The following is a 12,488-nucleotide window of genomic DNA, read 5'->3' as shown; positions in this document are numbered from 1 at the left end:
GGTCAGGTCCCGTCCATCCGCGCCAGCAAGGCTTTGGCGGCAGCCTGTTCGGCCTGACGCTTCGCGCCCGCCTTCGCGGCCTCGGTCTCGCCCGTCTCCAGCCGCACCTCGACGGTGAAGATCGGCTGATGGTCCGGCCCCTCGCGCTTCAGTTCCGTGTAGGCAGGCGGTGGCAGGCCCCGGGCCTGCGCCCATTCCTGAAGCGCGGTCTTGGCATCGCGGGCATCGGCCTCGACCGCGCCGATCCGGTCGCCCCAAAGACGCAGGATCACCGCCTTCGCCGCCTCAAACCCGCCGTCGAGATAGACGGCGGCGATGACCGCCTCCATCGCATCGCCAAGAAGCGCTTCCTTGCGCCGCCCACCCGACATCATCTCGGACCGGCCAAGTTTCAGGACATCGCCCAAACCCACCTCGCGCGCGACATTGGCGCAGGCTTCCTTGCGGACGAGCGTGTTGAAGCGAGGGGCAAGCTGGCCTTCGCTGGCAGCCCGGTCCGCCGCCAGCAAAGCCTCGGCCATCACAAGGCCAAGCACCCGGTCACCGAGAAATTCCAGCCGCTGATTGTCCGGCCGCGTCGCGGTCGAGATGGACGCATGGGTCAGCGCCCGGACCAGAAGTTCGGGCCGCCGGAACTCATGCCCGATCCGGGCCGCAAACGCGGCGAGATCGGCCGAGAGTTTCACTCCACCGCCTTGAAGAACCGGTCGGACCGCCAGGTCCAGAAGAAGAAGAGCGACTTGCCTGCCGACGAGAACATGATCCGGTCGGCGCGGCCGATCAGGTATTCGGCAGGCAGCATGCCCACACCGCCCACAGCGACGGGAACCCGGCTGTCCTGGCTGTTGTCACGGTTGTCGCCCATGAAGAAATACTGGCCTTCCGGCACGGTATAGATGGGCGTGTTATCGACCCCGCTGTCGCGGATGTTCAGGATGCTGTGGCTTACACCGTTCGGCAGCGTCTCGATCTTGCGTTCCTTGACGCAGACCGCGCCCTGCCCGACCGGATCATTGGCGCATTGCGGCATGTTGCGCTGCGATCCCTGTGGCGCCTTGACCTCTTCGAACGTACCGCCATCTTCCTGCGGCACCGGCTGGCCGTTCAGCCACAGAACACCGCCCTTCACCTGCACGGTATCGCCCGGCAGACCGATCAGGCGCTTGATGAAATCCGATCCGTTGGTCGGGTGGCGGAAGACGACAACATCGCCGCGATCGGGCTCGGCCGACCAGAGGCGGCCCGAGATCGGACAGGCCGAGAACGGGCAGGAATAGCGCGAATAACCGTAGGCCATCTTGTTGACGAAAAGAAAATCGCCGATCAGCAGCGTGTCTTTCATCGAGCCCGACGGGATCCAGAACGGCTGATAAAACAGCGTGCGGAAGACGCCCGCAATCAAAAGTGCATAGACCACCGTCTTGATCGTCTCGACGATCCCGTCCTTTGCCGTACCACTCATATCCGGTCCTGCCCGTTCCTGCTCCGGCGCTTCATGATCGCGCGGCGGCGGGGAGTCAAGTTTTTGCAGGGTCCGAGACTATTCTCGGCCTGAATTTCAGGTGTGAGTCCATAGTGCAAGCTTTGACAGCTTTGTCTTTGGCCCGTGCTGGATGTGTGCGACGCTGCCGATTAGTGCAATCGCTCACGACTTCATAAAAAGCACAAGGGGAAGCATAAAATGACAAGGCAAGAGGGAGGCTGTCTTTGCGGAGGCATTCGCTACGCAACACTGGCACAACCTAGCCGGATTACCGTCTGCCACTGTCGCTTCTGCCAAAAGGCCACGGGATCAGCCTATATGGTCGAGCCGATTTTCAAAGCGGACCACTTCACTATCCTTTCGGGTACTCCCAAGGTCTTCGATCAAACCTCTGCAGGTTCTGGCAAAGTCGTTCACGTTCATTTTTGCGCGTATTGCGGAACCAAGCTCTGGCTAAGCTTCGAGCGGTTTCCCGACGCGGTTGGCGTCTATGCTGGGACTTTTGATAATCCGTGCTGGTTTCCGATCGACCCAGCAAACTCCAAGCACATTTTTCTTGGAGTTGCTCGCTCGGACACCGTAATTCCAGCTGGCCTGCCGACGTATGTGGAGCACGCCACAACGAACGACGGTACGCCGCAGCAAGCTACCGTTTTCGACACTTGTCGCCAAATTGGTGGCGACTAGTCCAAAAGGACTGCTTCGTCCCGCAAACGTGCAATTCGAGCAGCACCGCTACCCGGACACGGTCAGCGGACGCGCCTCGATCACCACGAATGCCTGTGCCCATGGGTGGTCGTCTGTCAGGGTGACATGGACGATGGCCTCATACCCCTCGGGCGTCATCTTGGCCAGCCGCTCGGCCGCCCAGCCGGTCAGGTGCATGACCGGCTGACCGCTCCTGAGGTTCGAAACCGCCATGTCCTTCCAGGAAATACCCATGCGCAGCCCGGTGCCCAGCGCCTTGGAACAGGCCTCTTTCGCGGCCCAGCGTTTGGCATAGGTGCCCGCTGTGTCCCGCCGCCGTTCGGCCTTGCGCTGCTCCACCTCGGTGAAGACGCGGTTGCGGAAGCGGTCGCCGAACCGGTCAAGCGTCGCCTGAATGCGCTCGATATTGGCCAGATCGGTGCCGATGCCGAGGATCATGCGACCTCCAGCACGACCGTGCCGAGCTTGTTGCCCGCCTCGACCATAAGATGCGCCGCCGCGCAGTCGGCAAGCCCCCCACCCGGCACGACGGCATGGCTAAGCGCACCGGCCTCAAGCCACTCCGTCAGTTGTGCCTCGCCCTGCCGCCGCGTTTCGGGGTCGAGCAGATAAACGAGGATCATCCGAAGCGTGATGTTGCGGAACATCAGCGGGTAGAAGTCCAGCCGGGGCTGCATCTCTGAGGCCGAGGCATAGGTGGCGATCACACCGCCGGGCTTCAGAAGTGCAATGGCAGCGGCCTGACCGGCAGCGAAATCCACCTCGACGATGCGGTCGACGCCTTCGCCACGGGTCATGTCCTTCACAGCCTGAACGACATCCGTGTCACGATAGTTGATCCATTCCGCGGCGGTCGAGTGGGCGGCCTTCTCCGCCGAGGACACGGTGGTGATCACCCGCGCGCCACCAAGCCTGGCCATCTGGCAGGCATAGCGCCCGACAGTGCCCGCACCGCCGGTGATCAGAACCGTCTTGCCCGCGACCGGTCCGTCAGCAAAGACCGCGCGCCATGCGGTCATCGCCGGAATACCAAGACAGGCGCCTTCGGCATATCCGGTGCCATCCGGCAGGCGTACCGCCTGTTCGGCGGGCAGCGCGATCCGTTCCGCCGCCGTGCCGAATTGCCGCTGCCAGCCGCCGTTCCAGATCCAGACCCGCTCGCCGACCCGCGCCGCATCAACACCCGCGCCCACGGCCTCGATCACGCCCGCGCCATCGGAATGCGGCACGATCCGGGGCCAGCCCATGACCGCCCCAGCCCTCGCACCGGCCCTAAGCTTGACATCCGACGGGTTCACGCCCGAGGCGTGAAGCCGCACCAGAACCTCTCCCGCCGCGGGGACGGGGTCGGGCAGGTCACCGACCGTCAGGACCTCATCCGCCGGACCGAACCGTTCGAACCAGACAGCCTTCATCGCCCGGCCCGTGCTTCGTCCATGATCCGGCGCATCTCGGCAATGGCCGGTTTGAGGCCGACAAAGATCGCCTCGCCGATCAGGAAATGGCCGATATTCAGCTCGCGCACTTCGGGGAAGGCGGCAATGGGCGCGACGGTGTCGAAGGTCAGGCCATGGCCCGCATGCACTTCAAGACCGAGCGAATGCGCGAAGGCTGACATCTCACGCAGCCGCTCAAGTTCGGCATCGCGTTCGGCAAAGCGCCCCTCGGCATGAAAGTCGCAATAGGCGCCGGTGTGCAGTTCCACCACCGCCGCGCCGATCCGGTGCGCCGCCTCGATCTGGGCGGCATCCGCGGCGATGAAGATCGACACGCGGCACCCTGCCTCGGCCAGCGGCGCGATGAAATGCGCCAGCCGGTTTTCCTCGCGCGCGACCTCCAGCCCACCTTCGGTCGTCCGCTCCTCGCGCTTTTCCGGCACGATGCAGACGGCATGCGGCTTATGGCGAAGCGCGATCTTCTGCATCTCGTCCGTCGCGGCCATCTCGAAATTCAGCGGCACCGACAGTGCCTCCATCAGCCGGTCGATATCGCCGTCGGTGATGTGGCGCCGGTCTTCGCGCAGATGGGCGGTGATGCCGTCGGCGCCCGCGTCTTCGGCAAGTTTGGCGGCACGAACAGGATCGGGATAGGCCGAGCCGCGCGCATTGCGCACGGTCGCCACATGGTCGATGTTCACGCCAAGCCGCAGTTCATTCACGTCATGTACTCCGATTTGTCAGGCCCGGTGGCAGGTTAGACCGGCGTTGCCGCCACTGTGAATGTCTGAATCGTCATGGATACAATTCGGGACTAGCTGTTGCCCTGCTGTTCCCCGGCCCGCGCATGCAGTTTCGCCTTCAACTTCTCGAACCGCGCCTTCAGCCGTTTGCGGCGGTGCTTCTGATAGGCAGCGATCACCGGTTCCGACAGGTAGTAGGACAGGACACCGGCCACAATGCCGGGCAGCAGACCGCCCGCGAGATAGGGCAGGAAGACCTCGTTCCAGAAATTATAGAGGTTGTCCCAGCGTGCCGTCGCCTCGGTGAAGATGGCGAAGAAGTTGTGTTTCAGATCCTGACCCGCGCCCACGAACTTGCCGAAGAGCGTCGCATGCTGGCTTTCATCGAACTGGGTTCCAAGGATCAGATGGCCGAGTTTCATCGACGAAAAGGCGATGAATGGGAAAGTGATCGGATTGCCGAAGAACGTGCCGAGAAGCGAGGCGAGGATGTTGCCCCTTGCGGCCTTCGCGACAAGCGCGGCGGCGACAAAATGCAGGCCGAAGAGCGGCGTGAAGCTGACAAAGACCCCTGCGCCAACACCGCGCGCGATCCGGTCGGGGCGGTCGGGCAGACGACGGACCCGATGCTTTACGTAGTGAAAGGCGCGCGTCCAGCCGCCGCGGGGCCAGAAGGCCTCGGCGATCAGCTGCATGTAGGACCGCGGTGTCCGCCTTTTGAAAACCACTTAATCTTCCCCTTCGCCCATCAGGGCTTGCGACCCAGATCGCGATACCGTTCCACCTGAGCCACGTCACTTTCCGCTTCGAGCGCCTTCAACACCATGTGCAAATGCTCGGCATCCCTCAAATCAACTTCCACGATAAGACGGTAAAAGTCAGGCTTACGGTCGACAAAAGTAAGGTCCGAGATATTCGCCTTCTGCTCGCCGATTAAAGTGCAGATGCGGCCCAGCACACCGGCATCGTTGGCGATCGTCATGTTGAGGCTGATCGTATAGACCGGCGCGTGACGGCCCGAATGCCAGCGCAAATCGACCCAGCGGGCGGGTTGCTCCTCAAACTCGGCCAGTGCGGGGCAGTCGATCGTGTGGATCACCACGCCCTGACCGCGATAGGTGATACCGACGATACGTTCTCCCGGCACAGGCTGGCAGCAATTGGCGCGGCGGAAGTTCTGGTCGGCGGTCAGTCCGACGACCGGACGGCGGGCATCGACCTCTTCATCGGGGTGGGCCGAAGCCAGTTCGGGATAGATCGCCTCGATCACTTCGCGCGCGGTCAGTTCGGCACTGCCGAGACGGGCGAGCACTTCGGTCTCATCGGGCAGGCCAAGCGTCTTGGCGGCCGTCCTCAGCGCTTTTTCGGTCGCCTTGCGGCCGTGATGCTCAAACGCCACCCGCGCCAGTTCCTGGCCAAGCTTGACGAACCGCTCACGGTCTTCTTCGCGCAAGGACCGGCGGATCGCGGACTTCGCGCGCCCCGTCACCACGATGTCGATCCATGTCGCCTGTGGCCGCTGGCCGGTGGCGGTGATGACCTCGACCGACTGGCCGTTCTTCAACCGGGACCAGAGCGGCACCCGGATGCCGTCGATCTTGGCGCCGACGGTCGAGTTGCCGATCCGCGTGTGGATCGAATAGGCGAAATCCAAGGGCGTCGCCCCTTTCGGCAACTGCACCACATCGCCCTTGGGCGTGAAGCAGAAGACCTGATCGGAATACATCTCGAGCTTCACGTTTTCGAGAAACTCATCGTGGTCGTCGCCGTTGTCGAACCGCTCGGTCAGGGACGCAATCCATTTCGCCGGATCGACGGCAAAGGGGTTCTTCGCGCGTTCACCATCGCGGTAGGACCAATGCGCAGCCACACCGCTTTCGGCAACCTCGTGCATCTGGCGGGTGCGGATCTGCACCTCGACCCGCTTGCCGTCGCGTCCCGAAACCGTGGTGTGGATGGAGCGGTAGCCGTTCGATTTCGGCTGGCTGATATAGTCCTTGAACCGCCCCGGAACCGCCCGCCAGCGGCGATGGATCGCACCAAGAATACGATAGCAGTCGCTTTCGTTCTGGCAGATCACCCGGAAGCCGTAGATGTCCGAGAGCCGCGAGAAGGCAAGCTGCTTTTCCTGCATCTTGCGCCAAATCGAATAGGGCTTCTTTGCGCGGCCGAAGACATCGGCCTCAATGCCTTCCTTCTCCAGTTCGGTGCGGATATCGGCGGTGATCTTGTGGATCACGTCGCCGGTTTCCTTCTGCAGCGTGATGAAGCGGCGGATGATCGACGACCGCGCCTCGTGGTTCACCACGCGGAACGACAGGTCTTCCAGTTCCTCGCGCATCCACTGCATACCCATGCGTCCCGCGAGGGGGGCAAAGATATCCATCGTTTCGCGCGCCTTCCGGACCTGCTTTTCATGCGGCAGCGACTTGATCGTCCGCATGTTGTGCAGCCGGTCGGCCAGCTTGACAAGGATGACCCGCAAATCCTTCGACATCGCCATGAAGAGCTTGCGGAAGTTCTCCGACTGCTTTGAAGCGGTGGAAGACAGCTGCAGATTGGTCAGCTTGGTGACGCCATCCACGAGTTCAGCAATCTCCTCGCCGAACTTCTCGGAAATCTCGGAATAAGTGGATTTGGTATCTTCGATCGTGTCGTGCAGAAGCGCGGTGATGATCGTGGCATCATCCAGCCGTTGCTCGGTCAGGATAGCAGCCACTGCAGCCGGATGGGTAAAATAGGGTTCCCCCGAATGGCGGAACTGGCCCTCATGCATCCGGCGGCCATAATCATAAGCCGTCCGAATCAAATCGGCATTGGTATGGGGATTGTAGTTGCGGACCAGCGCGATCAGGTCTTCGACGTCGATCATTCCGGTCCGCGCGCCTCGGTGTTCTTGGGCTTAGCCCTGGCCCTGAGCTTCCATGAGCGCCCGGAGCAGTTTCTCTTCCGACATGTCGTCGTCAGCCGGACGGTCAACTTCGGCACCCATGAGAAGCGCCATCGCATCCTCTTCGGCCTCGTCCACCTCGATCTGGGTCTGGTGGCTTTCGATCATCCGCTCGCGCAAGTCGCCGGCGGTCTGGGTCTCGTCGGCGATCTCGCGCAGACTGACGACGGGGTTCTTGTCGTTGTCGCGGTCGATGGTCAGCGGTGCGCCGGATGCGATTTCGCGCGCACGATGTGCGGCGAGCATTACCAGCTCGAACCGGTTCGGAACCTTGTCAACGCAATCTTCGACCGTCACGCGGGCCATGAGACACTCCAATCGGACTTGGGAGATATGGAGCCCGCTATTTAGGCGCTCCTCTCCCCCTTGACAAGCGATGATTCCCTTTCAAAGCGGGCAAATCGTCGCCTTTTCCGCCTTTGACAGTGCGTTGACCATCTCTGCGACGGTCAGTCCGGTCACTGGATGGACCATCGCTGGCGCGATTTCGGCCAAGGGAATCAATACAAATCCCCGGTCCTGAATCCGCGGATGCGGCAGGATCAGCCGGTCCGGCGCGTCCTGCTTCTGCTTCTCAAGCGGCAGCGCCATCCACGCTTTCTGGGTCTCGCGGTCAGGCAGAACCGTATCGCCGAGGATGAGAAGGTCGAGGTCAAGCGTCCGCGCGCCCCAGCGGATTTCCCGTGTCCGGCCTGCTGCCGCTTCGATACGGTGTAAAGCCGCCAGAACCTCCTCGGCCGACATTGACGAAGCGACGAGCGCGGCGGCATTGACGAATTCGGGACCAGAGCCAGGTGGATAGGCCGGAGTGCGGAAAAATCGCGATACGGCGACAATTTGGCCGATATCGCGCTGAATTTCCACAAGTGCGGAAATCACGGTCGCAAGCGAATCCCCTTTGCCGGAAGGGGAGTTACTGCCGATAGCGATCGCGGCCAACTTATCCATTTGTACAGATATCAATTTATATGCCAATCTGACTATACGTGTTCACTCACGGGGACTAAAGCTACCGAATTCCAGTTTGCCCACCCAAACGATTGTCGGAATCTCGGCGGCTAATTTTTTTGGAAGGAACAATTGATGTTCTACAAGGACGAACGGCTTGCGCTGTTCATTGACGGGTCGAATCTGTACGCAGCCGCAAAGGCGCTCGGGTTCGACATAGACTACAAACTCCTGCGTCAGGAGTTTGAACGTCGCGGCAAGCTCCTCCGCGCGTTCTACTACACTGCGCTTCTGGAAAACGACGACTACTCGCCGATCCGGCCGCTGGTGGACTGGCTCCACTACAACGGCTTCTCGATGGTGACGAAGCCCGCGAAGGAATACACCGACAGCCAGGGGCGGCGGAAGGTAAAGGGCAACATGGATATCGAATTGACGGTCGATGCCATGGAGCTTGCGCCGCGGGTCGACCACATCGTGCTCTTCTCCGGCGACGGGGATTTCCGGCCTCTGGTCGAAAGTCTTCAGCGTCAGGGTGTGCGGGTCTCGGTCGTCTCGACGATCCGCTCGCAGCCGCCGATGATCGCCGACGAACTGCGCCGTCAGGCCGACAACTTCATCGAGCTTGACGCCCTGCGCGACGTGATCGGCCGCCCGCCGCGCGAGCCGCGCTTTGACCGCGAAGATTCGGCGGTTACGGCTGACGAGTGATCGGAGCCGGGGCATGAGCGCCCCGGCAGGCCTGTCATGACCGAGCTTCTGTCCCTCCTGGGACTTTTCGTGGTGGCGTTCGGCGCCGCCACTTTGCTGCCGTTGCAGTCCGAGGTCGTCTTTGTCGCGATGCAGGCCGATGCAAGGGTCGCCCTGCCACTGATCGTTGTCGTGGCATCGGTCGGCAATACGCTTGGCGCGATGGTGAATTACATCATGGGCCGCTGGGTCGAACACTTCCGCGACCGGCGCTGGTTTCCGGTGAGCCCGGCAAAACTGGCCCGCGCGCAGGCATGGTATGCGCGCTACGGCGTCTGGACTCTGCTCTTCAGCTGGGCGCCACTTGGTGACGGATTCACTGTTGTCGCAGGGATGATGCGCACGCCACTCTGGCTGTTTGTCGGGCTCGTTGCGCTGGCCAAGACCGGCCGTTATGTGGCGCTGGCCTTGATCACGGCGGGGATCCTCGGGGGCTAGACGCCCCGGGCCCAAGGGCTTACAGAATTTCGGGCCGATACAGGTCCGGAGCCCATTCACTGGATTTCCGGCACCAGTGGTTTCGAAAATGACCCGGGCCAGCCCGCATGCTGGACCGGCAGGAGTATGCGATGAACCGGCCCGGCCTGACCCTCTACCTCGCCGCCCCGCGCGGCTTCTGCGCCGGCGTCGACCGCGCGATCAAGATCGTCGAAATGGCGCTGGAGAAATGGGGGGCCCCGGTCTTTGTCCGGCATGAGATCGTGCACAACAAGTTCGTGGTCGACGGTTTGCGCGCCAAGGGCGCAGTCTTTGTCGAGGAGCTGAACGAGTGCCCCGGCGACCGACCCGTGATCTTCTCGGCCCATGGCGTTCCCAAGGCCGTCCCGGCCGAGGCCGCGCGACGCGCGATGACGTTTGTCGATGCGACCTGCCCCCTTGTCAGCAAGGTCCATATCGAGGCCGAGCGTCACCACCAGAACGGGCTTCAGATGGTGATGATCGGCCATGCGGGGCATCCCGAGACACTCGGCACAATGGGGCAACTGCCCGAAGGCGAGGTGTTGCTGGTCGAGACCGTGGCGGACGTCGCCACGATCACTCCGCGCGACCCCGAAAAGCTGGCCTTCATCACACAGACGACCTTGTCGGTCGATGATACAGCCGACATCGTGGCCGCGCTCAAGGCCCGCTTCCCTTCCATCGTCGGGCCCCACAAGGAAGATATCTGCTACGCCACCACCAACCGGCAGGAAGCGGTCAAAGCCGTCGCACCAAAGATCGACGCGCTCTTGGTCATTGGCGCGCCGAACTCCTCCAATTCCAAACGCCTCGTGGAGGTCGGCCGCGCGGCCGGCTGCACCTATGCGCAACTCGTTCAGCGCGCAGCCGATATCGACTGGCGCGCCTTGGACGGCATCCGGGCCGTGGGCGTCACTGCCGGGGCATCTGCGCCGGAAGTGCTGGTGAATGAGGTGATCGACGCCTTCCGCGCCCGTTTCGACGTGACGGTCGAGTTGGTCGAGACGGCAAAGGAGAACGTCGAATTCAAGGTGCCGCGCGTCCTGCGGGAACCGGCATGAGCGCCGATCCCCGCACCATCGCCGTTTATGACGCGAAGGCGGGCGATTATGCCGACCGCTTTACCAGCGCCAAGCCCGACCGGCATCTGAGCGCCTTCATCGCCGCGTTGCCCGCGGGCGCCCGCGTACTCGACCTTGGATGCGGCCCCGGCACGGCCTCGGCTTTTCTCCGCGCAGCCGGGCATGACCCTGACCCGGTCGATGCGTCGCCCACGATGGTCAAAATGGCCAACGAGCGTCATCACATCAATGCGCGACTGGCCACATTCGACGATATCGACGTCGTGGCCGCATATGACGGGGTCTGGGCCAATTTCTCGCTTCTCCACGCGCCCCGCGCCGAATTCCCCCGCCACCTCGCGGCCCTACATTGTGCGCTGAAATCCGGCGGACTGTTCCATCTGGGCATGAAGACCGGCACGGGCGAGGCGCGCGACGGGCTCGACCGGCTTTACAGCTACTATTCGGTCGCAGAACTGCACGGGATGCTGGCGGATGCCGGTTTCACCGTGACCTCCACCTCCGAAGGCCACGAACGAGGCCTTGCGGGAACCGACGACCCCTTTGTCATCATCGAGGCCCATGCCTGATCTTTTCGCCTATACCGACGGGGCTTGCTCCGGCAATCCCGGCCCTGGCGGCTGGGGCGTTCTCATGCTCGCCAAGGATGGTGAGACGGTCCTGCGGTCCCGCGAACTCAATGGCGGCGAGGCGGAGACCACGAACAACCGAATGGAGCTTCTGGCGGCGATTTCGGCGCTGGAGGTGTTGAAACGGGCCTCGGCGATCACCGTGGTCACCGACAGCGCCTATGTGAAGAACGGCGTCAGCCAATGGATCCATGGCTGGAAGCGCAATGGCTGGCGCACCTCGGACAAGAAGCCGGTTAAGAATGTCGACCTCTGGCAAAGGCTCGATGAGGCGCAGGCGCGGCATAAGGTGACGTGGGAATGGATCAAGGGCCATGCCGGGCACCCGGAGAACGAGCGCGCCGACGAACTGGCGCGGGCGGGTATGAAACCCTTCAAGCCGAAAAAGGCCAAGGCCGATGACGCTTCTTGATTTTCTCGACTATGCCTCGGTCTTCATCTTCGCGCTGACCGGCGCGCTGGTCGCCAGCCGGGCGCAGCTCGATATCGTCGGCTTCGCCTTTCTGGCGAGCCTAACAGCGGTCGGCGGCGGCACCGTCCGGGATGTGGTGCTGGACCGCAACCCGGTCTTCTGGATCGCCGAGCCGACCTATATCGGCGTCGCCGTCGTGGCGGCGGTGCTGGTTTTCTTCACCGCCCATATCTTCGAAAGCCGGCTTAAGGTTTTGACCTGGCTCGACGCCTGCGCGCTGTCGGTCGCGGTGCCCGCAGGCACGGGCGTGGCGCTCCTTTTCAATCACCATCCGGCTGTCGCGTTGTTGATGGGCGTGGCCACTGGCTGCCTCGGCGGCCTGATGCGCGACGTCGTCTGCAACGAGGTGCCGCTCGTCCTGAAACAGGGCGAACTTTACGTCACCGCCGCCTTCGCCGGGTCAGGCGCGGCGCTTGTGGCGTTTCAGTTCCTTCCGGCGGGCATGGCGCTACTTATCTGCGCGGCTGTGACGTTCACGCTGAGGGCCGGAAGCCTGATCTTCGGCTGGAGCCTTCCGGTCTACCGGTCCCGCCCGCCGCGCCGTTAGCGGCCCCTCGGCCCATAGGTCTTCCACAACCAGATCAACGCCATCGCGCCCAGCACGGCACCGACGAACCCGCCGAGCCAGCCCGAGACCACGGCGAGGAACCGCAGGGTAAGCCCGCCGATCACGGCACCCAGAACGCCGATCGCAATGGTGCTGACCAGATCCGTTTCCATCCCCATCAGCCGGGTTGCGATGAACCCGGCCGCCGCACCGATGATGATAAGCCACACGACGATCATGACGCCCTCCAAACTGCAGGGCGAACTATGCCGGAACGACGC

The 12,488-nt window shown here is 62.8% G+C and carries 17 protein-coding genes; 7 read left to right on the top strand and 10 right to left on the bottom strand.

All coding sequences use genetic code 11. The features are described from left to right. Positions 1–2: 2 nt before the first annotated feature. Positions 3–686 carry a ribonuclease III gene (rnc, locus tag OEZ71_RS17250; RefSeq protein ID WP_263741291.1) on the bottom strand — a complete coding sequence of 228 codons (684 nt, stop codon included), beginning with the start codon at positions 684–686 and terminating at the stop codon, positions 3–5. After that, complete coding sequence (lepB, locus tag OEZ71_RS17245) at positions 683–1,462, bottom strand: signal peptidase I (RefSeq protein ID WP_263741290.1); 780 nt, start codon at positions 1,460–1,462, stop codon at positions 683–685. Before lepB ends, rnc begins: the two co-directional genes overlap by 4 nt. 219 nt (positions 1,463–1,681) lie before the next feature. Here lepB and OEZ71_RS17240 point away from each other — a divergent pair, with 219 nt between their 5' ends. After that, positions 1,682–2,170 (top strand): GFA family protein, encoded by a 489-nt coding sequence (locus OEZ71_RS17240; RefSeq protein WP_263741289.1) that lies wholly within the window; start codon positions 1,682–1,684, stop codon positions 2,168–2,170. A 48-nt stretch (positions 2,171–2,218) separates the two neighbouring features. On the opposite strand, the gene acpS is transcribed toward OEZ71_RS17240, so the two are convergent. From acpS to folK, 7 genes are all read right to left on the bottom strand, one after another. Beyond that, the gene (gene acpS, locus OEZ71_RS17235; protein WP_263741288.1) at positions 2,219–2,629 is read right to left on the bottom strand and encodes a holo-ACP synthase; all 411 of its coding nucleotides are present in this window, start codon (positions 2,627–2,629) and stop codon (positions 2,219–2,221) included. Continuing rightward, entirely contained in the window at positions 2,626–3,606 is a 981-nt protein-coding gene (locus OEZ71_RS17230; RefSeq protein ID WP_263741287.1) for an NADPH:quinone reductase, read from the bottom strand. The genes acpS and OEZ71_RS17230 overlap by 4 nt, the downstream gene beginning before the upstream one ends. After that, positions 3,603–4,349, bottom strand: a complete 747-nt coding sequence (locus OEZ71_RS17225) for a pyridoxine 5'-phosphate synthase (protein ID WP_263741286.1) — start codon at positions 4,347–4,349, stop codon at positions 3,603–3,605. Before OEZ71_RS17225 ends, OEZ71_RS17230 begins: the two co-directional genes overlap by 4 nt. 92 nt (positions 4,350–4,441) lie before the next feature. Then, complete coding sequence (locus tag OEZ71_RS17220) at positions 4,442–5,065, bottom strand: DUF2062 domain-containing protein (protein ID WP_263741285.1); 624 nt, start codon at positions 5,063–5,065, stop codon at positions 4,442–4,444. Positions 5,066–5,118: 53 nt separating this feature from the next. Then, positions 5,119–7,242 (bottom strand): RelA/SpoT family protein, encoded by a 2,124-nt coding sequence (locus tag OEZ71_RS17215; protein ID WP_263741284.1) that lies wholly within the window; start codon positions 7,240–7,242, stop codon positions 5,119–5,121. Between the two features lie 30 nt (positions 7,243–7,272). Next, a complete protein-coding gene (gene rpoZ, locus OEZ71_RS17210; RefSeq protein WP_263741283.1) occupies positions 7,273–7,626 on the bottom strand; it encodes a DNA-directed RNA polymerase subunit omega in 354 nt (117 codons plus the stop codon). A gap of 81 nt (positions 7,627–7,707) precedes the next feature. Continuing rightward, positions 7,708–8,268 carry a 2-amino-4-hydroxy-6-hydroxymethyldihydropteridine diphosphokinase gene (gene folK, locus OEZ71_RS17205; RefSeq protein WP_263741282.1) on the bottom strand — a complete coding sequence of 187 codons (561 nt, stop codon included), beginning with the start codon at positions 8,266–8,268 and terminating at the stop codon, positions 7,708–7,710. A 135-nt stretch (positions 8,269–8,403) separates the two neighbouring features. On the opposite strand from folK, the gene OEZ71_RS17200 reads away from it, so the two are divergent. The 6 genes from OEZ71_RS17200 to OEZ71_RS17175 all read left to right on the top strand — a co-directional run bounded on the left by OEZ71_RS17200 (position 8,404) and on the right by OEZ71_RS17175 (position 12,207). Then, the gene (locus OEZ71_RS17200; protein ID WP_263741281.1) at positions 8,404–8,979 is read left to right on the top strand and encodes a LabA-like NYN domain-containing protein; all 576 of its coding nucleotides are present in this window, start codon (positions 8,404–8,406) and stop codon (positions 8,977–8,979) included. A gap of 36 nt (positions 8,980–9,015) precedes the next feature. Then, entirely contained in the window at positions 9,016–9,456 is a 441-nt protein-coding gene (locus OEZ71_RS17195; RefSeq protein WP_263741280.1) for a YqaA family protein, read from the top strand. 131 nt (positions 9,457–9,587) lie between these two features. Next, on the top strand, positions 9,588–10,538 hold the full coding sequence (gene ispH, locus OEZ71_RS17190) for a 4-hydroxy-3-methylbut-2-enyl diphosphate reductase (protein WP_263741440.1): 951 nt from the start codon (positions 9,588–9,590) through the stop codon (positions 10,536–10,538). Beyond that, a complete protein-coding gene (locus tag OEZ71_RS17185; RefSeq protein ID WP_263741279.1) occupies positions 10,535–11,128 on the top strand; it encodes a class I SAM-dependent DNA methyltransferase in 594 nt (197 codons plus the stop codon). The genes ispH and OEZ71_RS17185 overlap by 4 nt, the downstream gene beginning before the upstream one ends. Further along, positions 11,121–11,600, top strand: a complete 480-nt coding sequence (gene rnhA / locus OEZ71_RS17180) for a ribonuclease HI (protein ID WP_263741278.1) — start codon at positions 11,121–11,123, stop codon at positions 11,598–11,600. The genes OEZ71_RS17185 and rnhA overlap by 8 nt, the downstream gene beginning before the upstream one ends. Beyond that, a complete protein-coding gene (locus OEZ71_RS17175) occupies positions 11,587–12,207 on the top strand; it encodes a trimeric intracellular cation channel family protein (protein ID WP_263741277.1) in 621 nt (206 codons plus the stop codon). Before rnhA ends, OEZ71_RS17175 begins: the two co-directional genes overlap by 14 nt. Here the strand turns inward: OEZ71_RS17175 and OEZ71_RS17170 are convergent. After that, positions 12,204–12,446, bottom strand: a complete 243-nt coding sequence (locus tag OEZ71_RS17170; RefSeq protein WP_263741276.1) for a GlsB/YeaQ/YmgE family stress response membrane protein — start codon at positions 12,444–12,446, stop codon at positions 12,204–12,206. The genes OEZ71_RS17175 and OEZ71_RS17170 overlap by 4 nt on opposite strands. Positions 12,447–12,488: the final 42 nt, after the last annotated feature.

The organism is Albidovulum litorale (assembly GCF_025751495.1).
GTDB lineage: Bacteria > Pseudomonadota > Alphaproteobacteria > Rhodobacterales > Rhodobacteraceae > Albidovulum > Albidovulum litorale.
Note: the sequence above shows the minus strand (reverse complement) of the source record. Positions and strands in the feature narration are given on the sequence as shown.